The organism is Bacillus sp. SRL543 (genome assembly GCF_984799205.1).
Genome location: NZ_OZ481794.1, coordinates 519,792 through 538,766, shown reverse-complemented (window position 1 = coordinate 538,766; position 18,975 = coordinate 519,792). Strand labels below are relative to the sequence as shown.

Genomic DNA, 18,975 nt, shown 5'->3' with positions numbered 1-18,975 from the left:
GAGAAAGCAGAACTAAATGTTTCAATTTTTTGAACAGTGATTATTTTAATGTGGATATGGAATGACGACAGCCCTGCTGCACGCCACTCTCCAGCCGTTCTCCTTCTGCCAGAAGGATGATCCTTTTCATGCGGTCTGTCATTCTCATTTTTCATATCCTCCTTCTGTTTTTAAAAAATAGGGAACCTTTTTCCATCTCCTCCGTATTAATTAGTAAAGCAAGAAGCAAAAATCTTGGACAATGAGAGGACGGAAAACTATGTGGCTTGACCTGTTATTTATCATCATGTTCCTCATCGGATGCTACTACCTGCTGCAGCTCCGCCTTCGTGTAAAAAAAGCGGCCGACCTGTCGGGACAAGCATTATTCCCACGCACGCAGGAAGAATACTCAGGCATCCTGCTGCCAGGCGAGTGGAAGGAAATGGAGCCAATCACGAAAAATACTAAACCCTATCAGTATATAAAATGGGGAACGCTATATGCTTTTTTCCTTATGGCAGGGTTCCTCTTGCTCCTGCTCACAACAGATTGGTTTGACCCAGCCTTCCTCAGTGCTGCTTATATATTCCTGGCGATTGCCAGCTTCATCCGCCAGCCGCAAAATCTCTTTATCATGAAGGACGGCATCATATTGCACGGAAGATTTTACAGCCAGAGCGAAATCCGCTCTTATGAAACAGAGAAAATTGTCCGCTGGCATCCTCTTTACGGGCTGGACTCCCGCGCAGACAATGGCTATCAATTAAAGCTCAAGGTGAAGAATCGTTTGTTTCAGCCAGGTCTCATTGCTGTGCCGGACAAAAAGCACTTAACAGCAATAGAAAATCTGCTTGAAAATATGGGAATAGAAAGAATCAGTTCAAGTGAATATGAAGGAAAAAAAGAATCCTCCAGCAGGGCATAATGCTGGAGGATTCTTTATGGTTCCTGTCACCGGACACTCTTTTTCCACATCATCACTGCTCCAAACAGGCAGGCGCCGGCTGCGAAGGTCACAGCTGCTGACCAGGGGGAAGGCGCCGGCCCAAATGCAGCCGAGGCCGGTGCTGAGGCAGCTTCATCCCAGGCCTTGTCCATATCAGGTACATAGTTTTTCGTTATGATATAGCCTTTGACAATAAAATAAGCAGCAAAAATCAGATGGCATGACGCTGATAGGATACATGCCTTTATAGCCAGCTTCATCGCTTCATCTCTCCTCATCTTGATTTTCCTGCTGCATAAATGCTGAGCTATAATCATCCCACCCATACACACAAAGCTCCTGCTCCCGGCCGGTGCCGATTTTCATTGTGAGAGCATCCTTCAGCAGTCTTGCACCCGTATGTTCATAAAAGCGGCAGGCATCATTTTCCTTCAGCACTTTGACGACAGCAGAACCTATTCCCTCTTTTTGAAAAGCATGAAAAAGCTCATGCAGAAGTGCCTTTCCAAGGCCAGTTCCCTGATGCTCTTCAAGCACATAAAGACAGGTGACATTCCCCTTAAAGCCCTCATACTCGCCTGTTTCCTCCCGGCTGCCGTCCGCAAAGCCAACTATCCCGCCATTTTCCTCTGCCACAAGTACGATGTTCCCGGATTTTGCTATATTCCTGTGCCACAGCTCGGTCCTGCTTTCCACGGAAAGGGCTGCAAGATATTCATCATCAATAATGCCTTTATATGCAGTCCTCCACGTTTCCACATGGACTTTGGCGATTCCTTCTGCATCCTGGTCCTCTGCTCTCCTGATTTTCAATCCGATTCCCCCCTTGTCTGTTATGCTTCTGGGTAGGTGTCCCTTAGAAATTGCATCGATTGGAGAATTAGCTTCCTTAAAACGGCTTCATCGACATCTGCCAGCTTATTTATGTACACACAGGCCTTGCCTGCTGTATGCTTGCCAAACCGTTCAAGCAGCTCCCCTCTTTTGCTGTCCCCAGTGGCAAAATACAGGCTGATCTTCGCCTTCCTCGGTGAAAAGCCGACAAGCGGGGCATCTCCTTCGTGGCCGGTTTCATACTTATAATGATAGGAACCGAACCCGATAATACTGTCCCCCCACATCTTTGCCTTGAATCCGCTCGTTTCTTCAAAAATCTCTATCAGTCTGTATGCATCTTCCCGTTTCTTTGGATTATCCACATTTTCAATGAACTCTTCTACACTCTTATCATTCTCTTTCGTCTTTTGCTCGTACATCATTTCCCTCCTAATGTCCCTATATTTATTAATGTACATTTCTACAAGAGGAGATAATCTCCTTCCTGAAAATGCTTATCAAAATACAAAAGGCCCCGCCGGCAGCCGGCAGGGCCTTACCTTTTCATTATTCACTTGAAGAATTGTTGCTGGATTCGGAGTCTTTCTTCTTTTCAGCTTTATAGGCTTTCTTGAAATCACTGCTGTAGTTCACTTCCTGGGTATCGGAGAGCCCGTTATTCTGCTCTGTGTTAAATCCTTTGTAAGGTGCTTTCTTGTCTGCCATTTTAGCATTCTCCTTTCCAATTTATATTCATTATTCTTTTACCCTCCGGACATTCCTGCAAACGGAAAGTTTAGAATCCCCCTCTAATTAGGTAAACAGAGAACAGAGGTGATGAAGATGACATTGAAAAAGATAGGAACGCTTCCCGAATTGGTGAAGGCGGCAGAAAATGCGGCCGATGCCCGTTTATACATCAGCCAGGAGGAATCCTCTCATCCAGGTGCTGTTCTCGGAGACGAAGACAGTCCCAGCGGCTCCTCGATGGGTCTGGAGCTTAGTCTCCTTCTCCAGACTGGCTCTGAACAGCTTTACTACAGCAATAAATACGATGAAGAGGACCTTTATGAAGCCGATCTTGGTTTCCTGGAAGGATTGAAGAAGCATACAGATTATACCCTCCTCTCCCCCTCAGATTTCAGGAAAAGGCTGGACCGGGCTTAATAATAGGCTCGAATCAGCTGTTTTAGCGGTTATGACATGATCATAACCGTTATTTCCGGGTGTGTTTGTGAATCTTTTCACAAAACTGCAACAGAGTTTGTGATTTATTTCACATTTTTAATATATAATAAAAGTATCTTAAATATCCGCCTCGCGAAATATAAGCAGACATATGACTTTTACAATTGAAGGGAGAAATTCAGGATGAAAACAAATAAAGTGAACAGGGTTGTTGTAATCGGCACTGGAGCTGTGGGCTGCAGCTATGCATACTCAATGGTCAACCAGGGTGCAGCAGAAGAAATTGTCCTGATTGATGTAAACGAAGCTAAGGCCGAAGGTGAAGCAATGGACCTTAATCACGGGATGCCGTTTGCACCTTCACCAGTCAGGCTGTGGAACGGAACTTATGACGACTGCAGGGAAGCTGATCTTGTTGTCATCACTGCAGGCCTGCCTCAAAAGCCAGGCGAAACCAGGCTTGACCTTGCAGCGAAGAACACCGGCATTTTCAAAACTATTGTCAAGCAGGTTATGGCGAGCGGCTTTGATGGCATTTTCCTGGTCGCAACAAATCCGGTTGACATCCTGACATATGTGACGTGGAAAGAATCCGGCCTCCCGAAGGAAAGAGTCATCGGATCCGGCACCGTCCTTGATTCAGCAAGGCTGCGCTTTAAGCTGGGCGAGTATTTCAAAGTGGATACAAGGAATGTCCATGCAGCCATCATCGGCGAACATGGAGATACGGAATTCCCTGTTTGGAGCCATAGCAGCATTGGCATTGAATCTCTTGGCAGCTTTTTGAAGCGCAAAGAAGACGTGAACCCGGACTGTCTTGAAAAAATATTCGTCAATGTACGTGATGCAGCCTACGATATCATTCAAAGAAAAGGTGCGACCTATTATGGGATCGGAATGTCGCTGGCCAGGATTACGAAAGCAATCCTCCATAACGAAAATTGCATCCTGACCATTTCTGCTTATTTGGACGGCGAATATGGAGAAAAAGACCTTTATATAGGTGTTCCCGCCATCATCAACCGGGAAGGCATCCGTGAAATAATTGAAATCGACCTGAATGAAAAAGAAAAAGAGCAGTTCAGCACCTCTGCGAAAGTATTGAAGGAGATTATGGCCAATACACTTTAATCAGAATGACGGAAGCCGGATGTGCCCCATGCTGGCTTCTTCTCTTTTGGAATCATTCTGCCTGCTCTTCTTCCTTCTTACCTTCTTTAAGCAATTCAATAATTTCCTGATTTTGTTTCACTGTCTTCCTCAGATTCACCTCAATGGACAACAGTGAGATAATAGCGGCAATCATGATTAATAGGCCCATCAGATCCCTCCTTCCATAATATCATGTTAGATACCCTTTATTTACCATATTATAACTCATTCTTAATACAAGACTTTGCAAATAATAGACCATATCATTAGAGATGAGATGAAGGAGGCCACAGCATGGACAGCGAAATGGGCAAAAAAGTAAGCACACTTGATTGGGAGGTACTTCATCAATCTTTGGATGAGGATGGATTTGTAAAATTAGGCACCCTCCTATCCCCTGCGCAATGTGAATCTGTTATCGAAATGTATCATGAGGAAAGCCTTTATCGAAGCACCATCAATATGGAACGCTACCGTTTTGGGAAAGGTGAATACAAGTACTTCGCGGATCCGCTTCCCCCTCTTTTGCAGGAGCTGCGCACGGCTTTTTACCCTGAACTTGCGAAAGCTGCCAACCGCTGGCTTGTTATGCTTGGCAAACAGCCGGCCTATCCCGGCACATTGGAGGAATTCCTGGAAGAGTGCAGGCAGCATGGCCAGGAACGGACAACCCCGCTTATTTTGAAATATGAGCAGGGGGGCTACAACTGCCTGCACCAGGATCTTTACGGAGATGTGTTTTTTCCTTTCCAGGTATTATTTACATTGAGCAGAAGAGGGCAAGACTACACCGGCGGTGAATCTCTTCTCTTCGAACAGCGGCCAAGGGCGCAAAGCCGGGGTCATGTGATTACGCTCGAACAGGGCGAGGCATTGATTTTCCCAACAAGCAGCAGGCCGGTCCAGGGGAAAAGAGGCTATTACAAGAACACTGTCCGCCACGGTGTCAGTACACTCTCCTCAGGTACCAGGTATGGATTGGGAATCATCTTCCATAATGCAAAATAAGGATGATTAAAATGAAAGCGAATATAGCTTATAAAACACCCAGAACGATTTTGACAAAAGGCACCGGGTTCCTTTCCGGCTACAGCCACTCGCTTAACCCTTATACAGGCTGTGCCTTCGGCTGCTCTTACTGCTATGTCAGGGAAATGCCCGTCTCCATCTTCCGCAGCGAAGAATGGGGCAGCTGGGTCGACGTAAAGCAGGGTGCCGCAGAACTGCTGGACAAAGAAATAACAAGAGCCAAAAAGAAAGGGCCAGTGACCATTTTCATGTCTTCCAGCACAGATCCCTATCAGCCGGCTGAGCATTCAGAAAGGATCACCCGCTCCCTCCTTGAAGCAATGGCAGAAAACCAGCCGGATTTCTTGTTTGTCCAAACTAGAAGCCCCCTTGCTGCACGGGATGCTGATCTGTTTCAAAAGCTTGGAGAAAAGGTGCGGATCAGCATGACAGTCGAAACGGACAGCGAGACAATTAGAAAGCATTTCACGCCCTCCGCCCCGCCGATCCCGGCAAGGCTGAAGGCCCTGCGGGAGCTGAAGGAAGCAGGCATACCCGTCCAGGCTACCATTGCCCCTTTGCTCCCCAGCAGTGAGAGTTTCCCGGAATTGCTTCTCCCCATTGTAAACAGGATCTGCATCGATGATTATTTTATGGGAGATGGAAGCGGAGGAAGACGAACGGAAAAGATCGGCATCCCTGCTCTTTACGAAGAGCTGAACCTGAAGGAATGGTACAACCGGACCGCATACAGGAAAGTATATAAAAGATTTACAGAAGTATTTCCGCCTGGACAGGTTCTGATCAGCAAGGAGGGCTTCCTTCCGGGATGAGGCTTTTCAGCCGCTGCTGACCCCAGAAAATAGTTGCGATCTGTCCCTGAAAGATTGCCTGAATTTCTGCTAATCTTAGCTATGAAAATAGACGGATGGAGGGCTTTCTATGGGTTTGGAAATGAGAAAAGCATGTGAAAAATGTGATGCACCATTGGCCTTGGATGGCACAGCTTTTATCTGTGTATATGAATGCACATTTTGCCAGGAATGCACTGAGGGTATGAATAGAGTCTGCCCCAACTGCGGCGGCGAGCTTGTTCAGAGGCCAAGAAAGACTGCTGTTGGATGAAGAACGCTGTTTTTCCGGCTTGGACAGCGTTCTTCAAGCCGGTTTTCAGGCATTATGGAGCTGGGAGAGCCGGCAGCCGGCCCCTTTTTGGGCTCATTCTATTAATCGGCGTGATAATCTACCAACTTCGCCGGTTATTCTACCGATTCAGAGCATAATCTACCAACTTCATACGTTATTCTACCAACTTCACGAATTATTCTACCAACTGCCTCTTTTTATTCTTTCCCCTCTAAAAACTTCTGTGCCTCTTCCACCTCATTCGTTTCCAGCACAAGCTTTTTCATTTCGCCTCCCCCGGTCTCAAAAACGAGTATCGCCGGAGTTTCTTCAAAAGAATACTTCGGAAATTCTTTACGCGCTTCCTCAGGATCTGCAATATACCGGAGCTCGCCAACCGGCCCGCCATTGCCGGTAAAATCGCTGAATGCTCCGCTCAATGTCTCATCTCCCCCGATGATAAGGACTTGATAACTTCCGGAGGATTGGCCGGATGCCCCGCAGGCGCCAGCCAGAACGGCAGCGGCCGCCAGAAAGAGAAACAGCACTATTTGCTTCATATTTTGCCTCACTCCTTTTTGTTAGGTTTCAGCAGGAATACCATACAGATTATGGAATTGTTATAAGAGATTAATGTTGAGGAGAATTTCTTTCATGAAATATAAAAAAGAGAAACTGGTTCTTGCCGGTATTGTGATCATTTTCCTGCTGCTGCATTCAACCCCTCACCTTGCCCTCAGGACCCATGTTTTGATAAGCGGCTATCCTGGTGCTGCTTTGACATCAGGGATTATCGAGGATCACTATCATAACAAAGCAGATTCAGAGAAATTTGCCAGACTAAACGGCAAAGCTTATACCCTTACCGAGCCTCCCCTTGAAAAAGCAACTGCCGGGCAGTTAAGAAACTATCTTGTAAGGAAATTCGGTTTCCTTTATTTTGCTGAGTATTATGGTGAAACTTAATGCCCTGCCTCATTAAGGTACGATAAAAAAAGGCAGGATCCCGCATCCTGCCTTTTTCTTATGCTCTAAAATGCTGAATGATGCTTCCATTTCCATCCCGGGCTTCAATCTCCGCGTATGCTCCGTTGATCAAAGTGACCTGCGGAGGGACATGGCCGCAGTCGATGTCATAAATAACAGGAACATCGAGCTCAGCTGACAGCTCCCGGTATACATCCTCTGCAGTATACCCGCCAACTGCTGTGTTGGCGCTGCTGCGTCCAAACATGATTCCCGCACAGCCTTCAAACCAGCCGGCCAGCTTCATATGGACCAAAGTCCTGCGCAGGTCGGTTGTCGTCATTTCACAGTTCTCAAAATACCAGACAATAGGATCCCCGCCAAGGTGCTCCCGCTGAAATTCACGGACACGGCCGTAAGGGGTGCCGATCAGATGCCTGATAACATCAATGCATCCGCCAAGCAGCCGGCCTTCCATCCTCTCCGGACTGCCGGATATGGTTTTCCAGCTCGTCGGCTCTGTTAAATGAAATACATATGGTGAAGGATTCTCATGCTGCCATTCTTTCTGATAGTTGCTGGAAGATTCCTGTTGGACCGATCCGCCCTCTTCTGTTTTCAAAACATCCAGCCACCTGGCTGTTGTTTCATCCATTTGCTCACCGCGCAGGTCGGCAAGATTGGTTCCATGGGCTGTCGCCATCCCGGTCATCAAAGTAGCGGACAACAGCAGCAAACTCGTATCTGAGTAGCCTAATATCCACTTTTCCTCCATACTCGAGAAATCCACTTTATCCAATATTTCTACTAAAAGCTCCCCTCCCCACGGAGGAATGATTAAGTCTATCCCGCTGTCTGCCATCATTTCATTAAATTCATCCGCTCTGACCGAAGCCGGGGCCGACTTTGCTTTTTCCTGTGTCCACAGTGTGTCGCCGCATTTCACACGGAATCCCCTTGATTCCATTCGGCTGCAGGCAGACCGGATCATATCGTGAAGCTCCTCCGGCACCCCGGACGATGCTGCTGTTACGCCAATTACGGCGTCTTCCTTTAAAATCGGATAACTGATCATGTTTTCATTCCCTTTCTAAAGCTGCATGTGAAGCACATACTGCTCGCCCTTTTTTCCGGTGAGTCGAAGTCCCTGGTCAATAAAACCAGCTTTTTTATAAACATGCTGGGCTGCCCGATTGCTGTGATTCACACCCAGGACGATTTCATTTTTATCCGGAAAATGCTTCCTTGCAAAATCAGGCAGAAGCCTTAATGAGTCGCCCGCAATCCCTTTCCCCTGATAGCTGGAGCTGATCGAGTAGGCGCGAAGCAGAATCGCCCGGTCATTCGGGCTGTATTTGATGGCCCCGCCCTTGCCATGAAGGACGAAGAAGCCAGCTATATCCTCTCCGTAATTAATGATAATAGGATGCCGGTCATCCTCCTTCAGACAGGCCTCAATTGCCGGAATCGGCAAGCTGGTAAAAGCAAGCTGCTCTTCCGGGAGCTGATAGCCTTGAAGCCGCACTTCATCTTCGTTTTTATAAAATGCCAGGGAAACTTGTTTTTTCACTGCTGTTTTTTCCATGTAAGATCACCTTCTATCTTTCAGGCTCTAATGCCGCAAATTACCTTTGCTATTCAGCCTTTCAATAAAGAACGTATATTCTATTATGCAGGCTCTTATTCCTGCCTGGTCCTCTATATTTTTCAAAAAGTAAAACCTCCATTCAGCTATGCACGCAAGAACCAGCATCGTTGTGTGGCACTGAAAAATGCTATAAACAGGAGTAACTTTTATGAATGCAGAAAGAGCCTAAAATAAGAAAGCATATTTTAGGCTCTTAATTTAATTACTTTTTAAAGCCCCCGTTTATTCAATAAGCCAAATGTGCGGTCATTCAGGAAAAGCTATTTAAGTCTCCCACGCCCAGCCATAAAAGAGCGGACCTTCCCGGACCTGAATGAGGGCAGTGACAGGTTGAAAAATAAGCGGAGGAATTCCCCCTAATTACGAAAAAACTCTAATAATAGCTCAAATAGACGGAGAAATTCCGACTATCGACTCAAAAAACAGTAAAATGGGCAACTTCGCTCCGCTTACCCGGAAATTCTCCGCTTATTTACACCCATTCGGGCCATATTCAGCATCCTAACCGGAAAATCTCCGCTTATTATAAGGCTTGCTGGCCACTAGGAATACCTGTTTTTTTAAAACCATTCCTTCACTATCCTGTCTCATTTTCGGAATAAGAAAAGCCGCCTGGTTTTTGGCTGCTGCTTTGAACATAGGGGTTTCTACCCATAAATACAATTATTGTTTAATGGTTAAAATAGAAGCATTACTTTTAAAGGGAGATATCGATGAGTTATCCCACTAAAGATGAAATTAACAAAGTAGATAATCAGCTGACAGAATTGAGGCTAGAAAACTTTATTCACGAGGATTTTTTAAGTCCTCAATGGTGGTTTCTATTAGCTCTTACTATTATGCCTTGGATATTGTGGTGGATATTGGTAGACAAAACAAGAATCAAACAAATTTGGCTTTATGGTGCATTAATAACCATCCTTATTATCTATTTGGATGATATAGGAAGTGAACTGAATTTATGGAATTATCCATATAAACTCGTCACCATTGTTCCACGGCTAAATCCAGTAGATATAAGTGTACTTCCTGTAATGCATATGCTTGTTTATCAATATTTCTCTAAATGGAAGCCTTTCATAATTGCTAATATTATCGTTTCACTTCTCAATTCTTACATAGCCGAACCCCTTTTTGTTAAATTTGGCATTTACGAATTAACTCATTGGAAGTACTCATATTCAGTTCCAATCTACATTATTAAGGCAGCTGCAACTAAATTTGTCCTTGAAAAAGTTATACAAAAAAGCAAAGGATATTAGTAATCCTTTGCTTTTTAATGTATAAAAAATAATGGTTTTTTTATTATCATGTGTATGCTATACCATTTTCTCTATTCTGGTATAGATCCTTTCTGTCATTGTAATCCAAATGCTATTTTGGCGGCTTCCTGCACATATTTCCTTTTGCCCCGCTAGTTAAGAAGAAAAGCTGCCTGGTTTGGCAGCAGGTTGGAACAAAGCACCGTTAAAAATTGTGTTTAATGACTGCAGTAACTAACTCACCCCGGAGAAATCAATTAGTGTTGCCACTCAGTTAATGACTGCCTTCATGCCCCGGAAATGTGATGCTTGTTATGACGGGATCTTTATTTCCATACCATTCATACACAATGTCATACGTTCCACCCGCTTCGATCAGATTCCAGACATTTTCGTCCTCAACCACCAGCTTCCGCCCATCAAGGAGAACATAAAATTCTGTGCCCTCTTTTCCTTTATCTTCAACTGCCGCCGCTTCTGCTTCTTCTGTATGTATGATGAAATGGTTTCCGGCAAGCAGGAAAGTGATGATCAGAATAGCAGCTATAGCCAGCACTTTATACCTTTTCATTTAAAACCCTCCCATACCTTTCCTTAATATACGGGCAGAGCTCAACGAAGGTTTCAGCCTGTACACTCAACGTGGAACCTTCTCCTGTTTTAAAATACAATGAAAGATATATATGGCCGGCAGGAGGATCTATTATGAAAATAATTATTAAGATTGCATTTATCATTGTTTTAGCTGTTATCCTCGCGGGTGCCGCAGGATTTTACATTTGGTCCCAGGCAACGTATAAACCGTCAGAAGAACTCTTTGATTTAGTCGGGGAGGAAAATATCCGGCATGAGAAGGATTGGATTGTCTTTAATCCGGGTGAGGTGAAGAAAGCCGGCATCATCATTTATCCTGGAGCCAAGGTCGAGCCAGAGGCGTACAGCTATGTGGGCAAGCGGCTTGCTGAGAATGGGTACCTGGTGCTGGTGCCTGAAATGCGCTTGAATTTTTCTATTCTCGAAGGAGATAAAGCAGACGAGCTGATCTCCCAATATCCAGAAATAGAGAGCTGGTATATTGGCGGGCATTCCCTCGGGGGAGTATCGGCGGCTTCTTATGCGTTTAACCATACGGACCTGATTGATGGAGTCATCCTTCTCGGCTCCTATCCAAGCAGCGGCTCTGACTTTTCAGGTTCCACGATGCCTATGCTTTCGATTTATGCGGAAAATGATGGACTGACCACACCCGGGAAGATTGAAAAAACGCGGCATTTGCTTTCTGATGCGGCAGACTTATATGAAATAGTAGGTGGCAACCATGCACAATTCGGCATGTATGGTGCACAAAAAGAGGACAATCCAGCGGCTATTCCGCCTCAAAGACAGCAGGATTTAATAGTAAATGAAATTTTGGGTTGGCTTGCAAATTAAACGGTTCAAATAAAAAGGGCACCCATGCCCTTTTTATTTATATAACACCATACTCCTTCAGCTTCAGCCGGATTGCTTCTTTATGGCTGTCCGGATCGAACATTGTATTATTCATCACAGCCTTTTTCATATCCAGATGCCGGATAATATTCAGCTCCATCTGCCGCCTTGCCTCCAGCACCTTCACTGTTCCTTCAAGTCCCTTCAAGCCTTGGCTGAGTCCGTACCCTTGGCCAGTATAATAATCGGTAAATCCCTGATACCACTCTGCGGGCCTCTCTTTCACAGCATTTCTGAAGGCTGACTCAGGATCGTCCTGCTCCAGATAGATCAAAAGCGGATCAAGTTTTTTAATAGTCTCTGCAAGCCGCTGCACATATGCCGTTATTTCTTCAGCCGGCTCATTGTACTTGATCATTCCGATGCTCATGGGATTTTGGATGAAGCAGCATTCAAATATGTATACAGCATCCTCATTGGCGGCTCCCTCTGCAAAGCTGCGCCAGCTGGTCTCCATCAGCTCCATATGCAGCTTCATCGGCAGTTCGTAAATATCAGTCCGGATAATAGGTTCCAGCAGGCCTTCAGGAAATGCAGCAGGATATTTCCGCTTCATTTTTTCATATTGAACTAGATAATAGCCTTCTTTTTCAATTGTATATTGTTTTATAAGGTCTGCCTGGCCGCCAGCTTCCTTCAGCAGTTTCTCTATCTCTTCTTCCGCTGCATAAGCGACTCCATCATAGTCGGCAGGATGGTCGAGATTGCCTTCAAGGAATAACCTTGCCTCAACTCCTGCCTCCTCGAGTATCTCTTTTGCATATTGGGCAGTTGTTGACTTGCCGAAGCCGGGAAGCCCCTCAACGAGTATTAGTTTGGTTTTCATTCTTTGCACCTCTGTTGTCTTGAGATAAACTTTTGCTTTCTCCTATTCGCCGCCAGCTGACATTTTTCCTTTTCAGCAGGCCATTGGGGGCAGGTTATTTTTCCGCCGGCTGGATAACCTATCCTTATATCAACTTATAAGAGGGTTAAAGAGATGCAGTCTTCATTTGTGTTATTCTTCATTATTATTGGCATCGTTTTTGGAGTTTGGAGAAGTTTTGCCCAGTATTATAGCACGCTTTTGTACTGGATCATTGCCAATCTGATTTATGAACTGCTATTATCCAGCTTTCGGGTCTGGGAATTTAAGCCTGTCGGAATCGACCATGTTCTTCTGCCGACTCATAACGCTATTTCCATGGCCATTGCTTTTATAATCTACCCTTTTGTGCTGCCTGTCTTTCTTGGAAGGCTTCCGGAAAAGCTGTGGGGCAAGGCAGGGTGGATACTGGCCTGGTCAATTCTTTTTACAGGTGTGGAGCTCATCGCCTATATAAATGACAGCATTATCCATCATCATGACTGGTCCTTCCGCTGGTCCTTTCTGTTCAATATTGTGACGTTCACACTTTTGATTGCCCATTATCGCAAGCCGTGGACCGCCTGGCTCATGGGTGGGATTTTTATAGCAGCTCTCTATCTTATATTTGATGTTCCGAACCCCTATTAAGGAAGACCGCATGCAGTTTAGTTTATTAATTGTAATGCTGAGGTTATAGTATACATACAGACTATAACGATAAAGCGGTGAAATAATGACAAACGAGTCCAGCCATTTAAAGCTTGAAAATCAGCTTTGCTTTCTTCTTTATGCTGCTTCAAGAGAAATGACGAAGCAGTATAAGCCACTATTAGATAAGCTTGAAGTCACCTATCCTCAATACCTTGTCCTTCTCCTTCTTTGGGAAAAGAAAAGCCTGACTGTAAAAGAACTGGGGGAGTTTCTCTACCTCGATTCCGGCACCCTTACACCCATGCTGAAGAGGATGGAGCAGCAGGGCCTTCTGAGCCGGAAGAGATCTGCTGAGGATCAGCGCTCTGTTTTTGTGACACTGACACAAAAAGGGATTTCCCTTCAGGAACAGGCAGAATCCATCCCCGGGAAAATTTTTGAAATGAGCGGCGCCAATGAAGAAGAATATAATTCACTGAAAACCTCCCTTTTGCAGCTCCTGCAAATCCTTCATCATAAAGATGAGCAATAAGAAAGGATGCCCAGCCAAGCGGGCATCCTTTTTTACTTTATTGAATGATTTCGAGCTGAACCTCAATATTCCCATTCACAGCTTTTGAATATGGGCAGACACCGTGGGCTTTCTCCACCAGTTCATTCAGAAGGCTATCTTCTATGCCTGTTCCTTTCACCTGCAGAACAACCCCCAGCTTAAAGCCCTGGTCGCTTTCATCTTTCAAAAGACTCACATTTGCAGTCACTTCCGATTGAAAAGAAACTTTTTCTTTCCTTGAAACCATCTGCAGCGCACTGTCAAAGCATGCTGCATAGCCTGCCGCAAACAGCTGCTCTGGATTTGTTGCTTCAGGAACTTCTTTTTTCCTTGGAGTTCCCGGCATGGCTACATCCAAAGCTAAATTCCCTTCTGCTGATGATACTCTGCCTTCTCGTCCGCCGATTGCTGTTACTGATGCAGTGAATAGTGGTTTTGTCATGTGAATCACTCCTATATATTAATTGTGCACAATTTAATTTTATAAAACCAACTATAAAACAGCAATATTTTTGCTCAAAAATAAAAACCACAGCAGGCACTGTGGCTTTGGGATGATATTAATCAGCAAATCTTTTTACAAGTACATATTGGATGATCGGATACGTAATATAAGCGATGCACAAAGCGATGAACAGTGTGTAATTCTCTCCCTTGCTCACAAGGAAGAAGTCGATGATCCATAACAGCAGAAGTGCAGTTAATACAACATAATAGCTGACTCTGGCACTGTCCTTAATGATCTGCCTGCCCATCTCATCTTTCTGAACTTCCTTCCTCGTTCCCCATGTAATGAACTGGACCCATCCAATCAGCAGGGCGATGATCACGAGCAGCTCTGCTGACCCAATGGATGCTTCATCGATTTTGATATAGCTGATGAAGGTTCCCCCAAAATAAAGTGTTGCCGCTATCAGAAACACAAGCGCTGCTATTTCTTTTCCTTTCATCTCTCATTCCCCCTGCTCCTAAAATGAAATAACTGATCCACTGTCATGCCAAGGGACTCTGCCAGCTGAAAGGCAAGTGCAAGGCTGGGATCATATTTGTTGTTCTCGATTGCATTAATCGTCTGGCGCGAAACGCCGCATGTTTTGGCCAGCTCTTCCTGAGAAAGGCCGCTGCTTTTTCTCACTTCTTTGATTTGATTATCCATTCACACCACTCTGCCGTATTTTTGTCAAACATGTTTTACATCCATAGCATAACATGACATTTATTTACATGTCAAACATGTTTTACATCCATCTTAAAAAAACTGCAAAGATGAATGCTCTTTGCAGCTGTTTATCCATTAAGGGCTTCTTCTTCCACTTTTTTCAGGAATTCCTGCACCACTTGCTTATTGCTGGTCTGTCCTCCCAGCTTTAACATCGCTCTTCCTACAAAATTAACTCCTTTATTATGGCCCTCATAAATGAACCTTGTTTGTCCCTCGTTCAATTTCACCAAATTAAATGAAAGGGATATCTCAAATGCCTTGCCCAGCACAAATTGAATCTGCTTCCTCTTTTCACTTTCTTCATCTTCGTATACAAGTGTTTCAACCATATAGGTTTCAGTCCTCTTTCCTTCCCTGTAAGTCTGGCGGTGCCTGGCACCTGCTTCTTCTTCCGTTTTCTCGATCAGCACATGTTCCTCCACCTTTGGCATGATCCTTTTGATATTCTTGTCCTTAAATAAATCCCATACTTTTTCAATATTAACCGGGATAACTATTTCTTCCTTCCATTCAATCATTCTTCATTCCTCCCTGCCTGAAAGCAGAAACTGATCGATCTCCTCCTCTTGCTCCCGAAGATCATCTATCTGCTTCCTGATTTTAGCTTTTTTCTTGAGGAGCAGCTGCTCCAGATTCTGAAAAGATTCATCCTCCATCACCAACACCATTTCCTGGATGGTGAATCCCAGCTTCCTGAGCTTTATTAACAGGACTGCCAAAAAGTAGCTTCCATCGTCATAATAGCGATAGTTGTTTTTCGGATCTATATAGGCCGGTTCAAGCAGCTTCACCTCAGCATAATACCTGAGTGTTTCCCTGCTCAGCCCCGTTAATTCAGCAAATTCGCTAATTCTATACATGCTTTCCTCCTTCCTGCATCATAAACCAGGGGGTGCACTGCATGGTCAATCTTTATTTAGTTATTTTAATGGTTTTTATTGGCGGAGCAAAATGGATGCAACAAAAAAAGAACCGTGGCGGCTCTTTTTATTAGAAAATATTCATATGCACTCCTAAAATTAAAGCTAGAATTGGTTAATATCAGAAATGATATTCCTCAATACATCTATCGATTGGATAGGATCACCGCTAAGTTCCAGCCTATGATCGCCACCCTCCACCACCTTAATTGAAAGATTGGGATTCTCTTTAACCTTTTCAATGCGTTCCCAAGTGAAATAAGGATCCTGATCCCCAATGATACAGAGCCCCTTATGGCTGCCAGCCTCCATGCTAGTCAATACAAACTCTTTTTGAAGCAAAGGGGTCATCCATACTGCTTTCGCATCCAGAAAGCTTTGATCCTTCAATAGATAAGGCAGCGCCATGGTTCCAATGGATTTAGCAACGATATAATAATGGTCATACCCTTTATCTTTCAGAGCATCCGCAATAGAAAGCCGGATAGCCTCAGCCAGGCCTTCTCCAGATAAAGCCGACTGCTCTTCACGATTAAAGCTGTAGTTGAGATGAAGGACATCAAAGCCCTTCGAGTAAAATAAACCTGTACAAAAATGAAGCAGCGGAGCCTGTGTCGTATACCCTGCTCCCGGCAGAATAATGGCCAGGCTGTCTGCCGTTTCTTTTTGCTCTATCAATCTGGAAGAAATTTTAGCATGATTTACTTTGTTTGCTGATGTCATATTGACACTCCTCCGCAAGCTATGATATTTACATAAAAAACTGCTCTGAACTGTCTGCTGACTATCAGTAGAACAGGCTCTTTTTAATATACAAAGAACGCCAGAATGATGAAAAATAAAACAGTAAGAATGATCCCAAACAACAGCTGCCATAATAATTGTCTAAACTTATTATCGTCGGTTTGAGCTTCTTCCCCGTCCTTAAGAAGAGATAAAATACCAGAGGTGAACATGGCATCCCAGAGCTTCCAGGTTTCCCGCTTTTTCTCTCTCAAGAGCTTCCCCTTTCTTAACACACAGATTCTCTGCCCGCTGATTGCAGTGCTGCTATATTATCTGCAAATTCATTTTTTCCATATACCCTATTCTATAAATACTTCTTAAAACCCTTGCTCACTGCCCCATCATAACCCTCACTTTCAAAAAACTGATGGGCCATCTGTCTCTTTGAGCTGCTTAACAGCATAATTCTATGGCAATCCAGTGATCTGCAATACTCCTCTGCATATTTCAGCAGCTTCTGCCCAACGCCGCGGCCACGATGATGTTCATGAACCACAATATTCTCAATTACTCCATAAGGCTTTAGCCCATGCAAGGCTTGCAGGCATATATTGAGTGTCAGTGTTCCGAGAATTGTTCCTTCTTCATCGTAAACAAGCAAGAAATTGCCGGGGTCCATTTTGATTCTTTCAATTTGCTCCACTAACACATTCCTTTTCCGGCTATGGGGAACCAGCATTCGATAAAGTTCGGAAATTTGCTTCTGATCGGCTGCTCCGGCTTCACAGATCAACGAAACTCCACACCGCCTTTCCAAGGTTTTACCAGTCGGGCTGTATAATTGTTTCCATAATTATACATCCGTTACTTTCACTGTGTAAACCCATAAAAAAACGAAGGCTGCCTCTTCAGCAGCCTTCGTTTTTTCGCACATTATTCAGGAATATATGGCAGCTCCAATGTCTTCGGAATATTGATGACATGCACTTCGAGATAGGATTTCAGCCCTTCTTTGCCGTATTCGCGTCCAACCCCGGACTGCTTGACGCCTCCGAAAGGAAAGCGGACATCAAGTCCCTGTACGGCGGCGGTATTGATCATGGTGGTGCCGGCCTCAATCCTGCGTGCAACCTTAATCGCTTCTTCTTCGTCTCCCCAGACAGAGCTGGTCAGTCCATAAATGCTTTCATTATGAAGCTGGATCACCTGCTCTTCGTCATCATAGGGAATGATCGGGACAGTCGGGCCGAATTGCTCTTCCACTACAATCGGATCGTGCGGATCTGCACCGAGTACCAGTGTTGGCTGCAGGAAATAACCGTTATCCATCAGGTCTTGATCAAGGATCTTCCCGAGCTTTATGACTTCTGCCCCTTTGCTTTTGGCATCCTCAACCAGGCTTTTCACATATTTGACTTGTCCCGGATTATTGACCGGCCCGACGGTTACTTCCGGGTTGAATGGATCGCCCACCCGGATCCATTTATCTGCTGCTTCTCTGTATTTCTCCACAAAACCTTTATAAATGGATTGATGCACATACACTCTTTTGGCAATCATGCAGATTTGGCCTGAGGTCAGAAAGTTGGAGATGACCATGCGGCGCATTGCTTTTTCATCGTTTACATCAAAGCTTGGCAGCACGATTGCTGCATCATTCCCGCCCAGCTCAAGCGTCATTTTTTTTATCGTCTCAGAGGCAGCTTTCATAATGCTTTTAGCTGTTTTGGTTCCGCCAGTAAATGCGATTTTCGCCACCTTCGGATTGGATGTAAGCTCAACCCCGACATCTGCCTCCCCATGAACAAGATTAAGGACTCCCGGCGGAAATTCGGAAGCAATGATCTCCACGACCTTGCTGACTGCAAGAGGCGCAAATGGGCTTGGCTTCAGTACCATTGTATTTCCGGTCAGGAGGGCAGGGGCGATTTTAATGGTTGATAAAGAAATCGGATAATTCCAAGGTGTGATGGCGGACACCACTCCGATGGGATCATATGTAATAAGGGTCCTTCCGTTATCATGCTCCTTTATCTGCGGCTCGGTTACCTCTTTTACATTCTGGCAGGCGAATTCCATCCACATCAGGGAAACGGCAATTTCTCCTTTAGAATCCCACAATGCCTTTCCATGTTCGCGGGATAAAAGCTCTGCAATTTCCGGAGTGGCATCTTTAATTTTCTGGATGGCGCGCTCCATCCGCTCCACCCGGTCTTCTACCTTGCTGACTTTCCACACGCTGAATGCATCATAAGCCGCATCAATGGCCCTGATAGCTTCTTCCTTTGTATTCACTGGTGCATATCCTGCAGTTTCTTCCGGGTGTGCAGGATTTTCACGGGGAAAGTTTTTCTCAGTCGGTGCTTTCTCTCCATTGATGATTGCGTCAATCTTTACTGGCTCCCTGTTCATCAAAGCTTAACCTCCCATAATCATAGATAAGCCTTAGTATGATGAAATCGGCAAAGATAT

The 18,975-nt window shown here is 44.8% G+C and carries 30 protein-coding genes; 11 read left to right on the top strand and 19 right to left on the bottom strand.

Translation table 11 applies throughout. The annotated features are described in order from the left end of the window. The first annotated feature begins 259 nt into the window (after nucleotides 1-259). The gene (locus tag AC4E8B_RS02900; RefSeq protein ID WP_490216906.1) at nucleotides 260-907 is read left to right on the top strand and encodes a hypothetical protein; all 648 of its coding nucleotides are present in this window, start codon (nucleotides 260-262) and stop codon (nucleotides 905-907) included. 26 nt (nucleotides 908-933) lie between these two features. On the opposite strand, the gene AC4E8B_RS02895 is transcribed toward AC4E8B_RS02900, so the two are convergent. The 4 genes from AC4E8B_RS02895 to AC4E8B_RS02880 form a co-directional block, all read right to left on the bottom strand. After that, nucleotides 934-1,188 carry a hypothetical protein gene (locus AC4E8B_RS02895; RefSeq protein ID WP_490216905.1) on the bottom strand — a complete coding sequence of 85 codons (255 nt, stop codon included), beginning with the start codon at nucleotides 1,186-1,188 and terminating at the stop codon, nucleotides 934-936. A gap of 4 nt (nucleotides 1,189-1,192) precedes the next feature. Further along, nucleotides 1,193-1,741, bottom strand: coding sequence for a GNAT family N-acetyltransferase (locus AC4E8B_RS02890; protein WP_490216904.1), 549 nt, complete (start codon nucleotides 1,739-1,741; stop codon nucleotides 1,193-1,195). Nucleotides 1,742-1,761: 20 nt separating this feature from the next. Next, on the bottom strand, nucleotides 1,762-2,184 hold the full coding sequence (locus tag AC4E8B_RS02885; protein WP_490219472.1) for a DUF1801 domain-containing protein: 423 nt from the start codon (nucleotides 2,182-2,184) through the stop codon (nucleotides 1,762-1,764). Between the two features lie 127 nt (nucleotides 2,185-2,311). Further along, nucleotides 2,312-2,470: a YfhE family protein gene (locus AC4E8B_RS02880; RefSeq protein ID WP_490216903.1), complete on the bottom strand. Its 159-nt coding sequence runs from the start codon at nucleotides 2,468-2,470 to the stop codon at nucleotides 2,312-2,314. Between the two features lie 117 nt (nucleotides 2,471-2,587). Here AC4E8B_RS02880 and AC4E8B_RS02875 point away from each other — a divergent pair, with 117 nt between their 5' ends. After that, nucleotides 2,588-2,911, top strand: a complete 324-nt coding sequence (locus AC4E8B_RS02875) for a hypothetical protein (RefSeq protein ID WP_490216902.1) — start codon at nucleotides 2,588-2,590, stop codon at nucleotides 2,909-2,911. Nucleotides 2,912-3,115: 204 nt separating this feature from the next. Further along, entirely contained in the window at nucleotides 3,116-4,063 is a 948-nt protein-coding gene (locus AC4E8B_RS02870; RefSeq protein ID WP_490216901.1) for an L-lactate dehydrogenase, read from the top strand. Between the two features lie 52 nt (nucleotides 4,064-4,115). Here the strand turns inward: AC4E8B_RS02870 and AC4E8B_RS02865 are convergent, their stop codons facing one another. Then, nucleotides 4,116-4,253 (bottom strand): hypothetical protein, encoded by a 138-nt coding sequence (locus AC4E8B_RS02865; protein WP_490216900.1) that lies wholly within the window; start codon nucleotides 4,251-4,253, stop codon nucleotides 4,116-4,118. Nucleotides 4,254-4,378: 125 nt separating this feature from the next. On the opposite strand from AC4E8B_RS02865, the gene AC4E8B_RS02860 reads away from it, so the two are divergent. The 3 genes from AC4E8B_RS02860 to AC4E8B_RS02850 all read left to right on the top strand — a co-directional run bounded on the left by AC4E8B_RS02860 (nucleotide 4,379) and on the right by AC4E8B_RS02850 (nucleotide 6,217). Further along, nucleotides 4,379-5,092: a 2OG-Fe(II) oxygenase gene (locus AC4E8B_RS02860; protein WP_490216898.1), complete on the top strand. Its 714-nt coding sequence runs from the start codon at nucleotides 4,379-4,381 to the stop codon at nucleotides 5,090-5,092. Between the two features lie 11 nt (nucleotides 5,093-5,103). After that, on the top strand, nucleotides 5,104-5,925 hold the full coding sequence (locus tag AC4E8B_RS02855) for an SPL family radical SAM protein (RefSeq protein WP_490216896.1): 822 nt from the start codon (nucleotides 5,104-5,106) through the stop codon (nucleotides 5,923-5,925). A gap of 109 nt (nucleotides 5,926-6,034) precedes the next feature. Beyond that, nucleotides 6,035-6,217, top strand: coding sequence for a DUF1272 domain-containing protein (locus AC4E8B_RS02850; protein WP_490216894.1), 183 nt, complete (start codon nucleotides 6,035-6,037; stop codon nucleotides 6,215-6,217). Between the two features lie 218 nt (nucleotides 6,218-6,435). Here AC4E8B_RS02850 and AC4E8B_RS02845 read toward each other — a convergent pair whose 3' ends face one another. Continuing rightward, nucleotides 6,436-6,777 carry a hypothetical protein gene (locus AC4E8B_RS02845; protein WP_490216892.1) on the bottom strand — a complete coding sequence of 114 codons (342 nt, stop codon included), beginning with the start codon at nucleotides 6,775-6,777 and terminating at the stop codon, nucleotides 6,436-6,438. Between the two features lie 94 nt (nucleotides 6,778-6,871). Here AC4E8B_RS02845 and AC4E8B_RS02840 point away from each other — a divergent pair, with 94 nt between their 5' ends. Continuing rightward, the gene (locus AC4E8B_RS02840; RefSeq protein WP_490216891.1) at nucleotides 6,872-7,183 is read left to right on the top strand and encodes a hypothetical protein; all 312 of its coding nucleotides are present in this window, start codon (nucleotides 6,872-6,874) and stop codon (nucleotides 7,181-7,183) included. Nucleotides 7,184-7,241: 58 nt separating this feature from the next. Here the strand turns inward: AC4E8B_RS02840 and AC4E8B_RS02835 are convergent, their stop codons facing one another. Together AC4E8B_RS02835 and AC4E8B_RS02830 are read right to left on the bottom strand one after the other, a co-directional pair. Beyond that, nucleotides 7,242-8,258, bottom strand: a complete 1,017-nt coding sequence (locus tag AC4E8B_RS02835) for a S66 family peptidase (protein WP_490216889.1) — start codon at nucleotides 8,256-8,258, stop codon at nucleotides 7,242-7,244. Nucleotides 8,259-8,273: 15 nt separating this feature from the next. Next, the gene (locus AC4E8B_RS02830; RefSeq protein ID WP_490216888.1) at nucleotides 8,274-8,768 is read right to left on the bottom strand and encodes a GNAT family N-acetyltransferase; all 495 of its coding nucleotides are present in this window, start codon (nucleotides 8,766-8,768) and stop codon (nucleotides 8,274-8,276) included. A gap of 776 nt (nucleotides 8,769-9,544) precedes the next feature. Between AC4E8B_RS02830 and AC4E8B_RS02825 the strand changes: the two genes are divergently transcribed. After that, the gene (locus AC4E8B_RS02825; protein ID WP_490216886.1) at nucleotides 9,545-10,093 is read left to right on the top strand and encodes a CBO0543 family protein; all 549 of its coding nucleotides are present in this window, start codon (nucleotides 9,545-9,547) and stop codon (nucleotides 10,091-10,093) included. A 274-nt stretch (nucleotides 10,094-10,367) separates the two neighbouring features. On the opposite strand, the gene AC4E8B_RS02820 is transcribed toward AC4E8B_RS02825, so the two are convergent. Further along, nucleotides 10,368-10,664, bottom strand: coding sequence for a hypothetical protein (locus AC4E8B_RS02820; protein ID WP_490216884.1), 297 nt, complete (start codon nucleotides 10,662-10,664; stop codon nucleotides 10,368-10,370). 134 nt (nucleotides 10,665-10,798) lie between these two features. Here AC4E8B_RS02820 and AC4E8B_RS02815 point away from each other — a divergent pair, with 134 nt between their 5' ends. Then, entirely contained in the window at nucleotides 10,799-11,524 is a 726-nt protein-coding gene (locus tag AC4E8B_RS02815; RefSeq protein WP_490216882.1) for an alpha/beta hydrolase, read from the top strand. A gap of 37 nt (nucleotides 11,525-11,561) precedes the next feature. Here AC4E8B_RS02815 and AC4E8B_RS02810 read toward each other — a convergent pair whose 3' ends face one another. Continuing rightward, nucleotides 11,562-12,410 carry a P-loop NTPase family protein gene (locus AC4E8B_RS02810; RefSeq protein ID WP_490216880.1) on the bottom strand — a complete coding sequence of 283 codons (849 nt, stop codon included), beginning with the start codon at nucleotides 12,408-12,410 and terminating at the stop codon, nucleotides 11,562-11,564. A gap of 153 nt (nucleotides 12,411-12,563) precedes the next feature. Here AC4E8B_RS02810 and AC4E8B_RS02805 point away from each other — a divergent pair, with 153 nt between their 5' ends. Together AC4E8B_RS02805 and AC4E8B_RS02800 are read left to right on the top strand one after the other, a co-directional pair. Continuing rightward, nucleotides 12,564-13,079, top strand: a complete 516-nt coding sequence (locus AC4E8B_RS02805) for a CBO0543 family protein (RefSeq protein WP_490216878.1) — start codon at nucleotides 12,564-12,566, stop codon at nucleotides 13,077-13,079. An 85-nt stretch (nucleotides 13,080-13,164) separates the two neighbouring features. Beyond that, nucleotides 13,165-13,614, top strand: a complete 450-nt coding sequence (locus tag AC4E8B_RS02800; RefSeq protein ID WP_490216876.1) for a MarR family winged helix-turn-helix transcriptional regulator — start codon at nucleotides 13,165-13,167, stop codon at nucleotides 13,612-13,614. 37 nt (nucleotides 13,615-13,651) lie between these two features. Here AC4E8B_RS02800 and AC4E8B_RS02795 read toward each other — a convergent pair whose 3' ends face one another. The 9 genes from AC4E8B_RS02795 to AC4E8B_RS02755 all read right to left on the bottom strand — a co-directional run bounded on the left by AC4E8B_RS02795 (nucleotide 13,652) and on the right by AC4E8B_RS02755 (nucleotide 18,915). Then, nucleotides 13,652-14,077, bottom strand: coding sequence for an organic hydroperoxide resistance protein (locus AC4E8B_RS02795; RefSeq protein ID WP_490216874.1), 426 nt, complete (start codon nucleotides 14,075-14,077; stop codon nucleotides 13,652-13,654). Nucleotides 14,078-14,195: 118 nt separating this feature from the next. Further along, nucleotides 14,196-14,585 (bottom strand): hypothetical protein, encoded by a 390-nt coding sequence (locus AC4E8B_RS02790; protein WP_490216872.1) that lies wholly within the window; start codon nucleotides 14,583-14,585, stop codon nucleotides 14,196-14,198. Continuing rightward, a complete protein-coding gene (locus tag AC4E8B_RS02785) occupies nucleotides 14,582-14,791 on the bottom strand; it encodes a helix-turn-helix transcriptional regulator (RefSeq protein ID WP_490216870.1) in 210 nt (69 codons plus the stop codon). The genes AC4E8B_RS02790 and AC4E8B_RS02785 overlap by 4 nt, the downstream gene beginning before the upstream one ends. Before the next feature lie 131 nt (nucleotides 14,792-14,922). Continuing rightward, complete coding sequence (locus AC4E8B_RS02780) at nucleotides 14,923-15,375, bottom strand: SRPBCC family protein (protein WP_490216869.1); 453 nt, start codon at nucleotides 15,373-15,375, stop codon at nucleotides 14,923-14,925. 3 nt (nucleotides 15,376-15,378) lie between these two features. Further along, nucleotides 15,379-15,717 carry a MerR family transcriptional regulator gene (locus AC4E8B_RS02775; RefSeq protein WP_490216868.1) on the bottom strand — a complete coding sequence of 113 codons (339 nt, stop codon included), beginning with the start codon at nucleotides 15,715-15,717 and terminating at the stop codon, nucleotides 15,379-15,381. A 165-nt stretch (nucleotides 15,718-15,882) separates the two neighbouring features. Next, nucleotides 15,883-16,500 carry an alpha/beta hydrolase gene (locus AC4E8B_RS02770; RefSeq protein ID WP_490216866.1) on the bottom strand — a complete coding sequence of 206 codons (618 nt, stop codon included), beginning with the start codon at nucleotides 16,498-16,500 and terminating at the stop codon, nucleotides 15,883-15,885. Nucleotides 16,501-16,583: 83 nt separating this feature from the next. Beyond that, nucleotides 16,584-16,775 carry a hypothetical protein gene (locus AC4E8B_RS02765; RefSeq protein ID WP_490216864.1) on the bottom strand — a complete coding sequence of 64 codons (192 nt, stop codon included), beginning with the start codon at nucleotides 16,773-16,775 and terminating at the stop codon, nucleotides 16,584-16,586. Between the two features lie 92 nt (nucleotides 16,776-16,867). Next, the gene (locus tag AC4E8B_RS02760; protein WP_490216863.1) at nucleotides 16,868-17,206 is read right to left on the bottom strand and encodes a GNAT family N-acetyltransferase; all 339 of its coding nucleotides are present in this window, start codon (nucleotides 17,204-17,206) and stop codon (nucleotides 16,868-16,870) included. A gap of 230 nt (nucleotides 17,207-17,436) precedes the next feature. Then, nucleotides 17,437-18,915: an aldehyde dehydrogenase family protein gene (locus AC4E8B_RS02755; protein ID WP_490219470.1), complete on the bottom strand. Its 1,479-nt coding sequence runs from the start codon at nucleotides 18,913-18,915 to the stop codon at nucleotides 17,437-17,439. Nucleotides 18,916-18,975 lie beyond the last annotated feature (60 nt).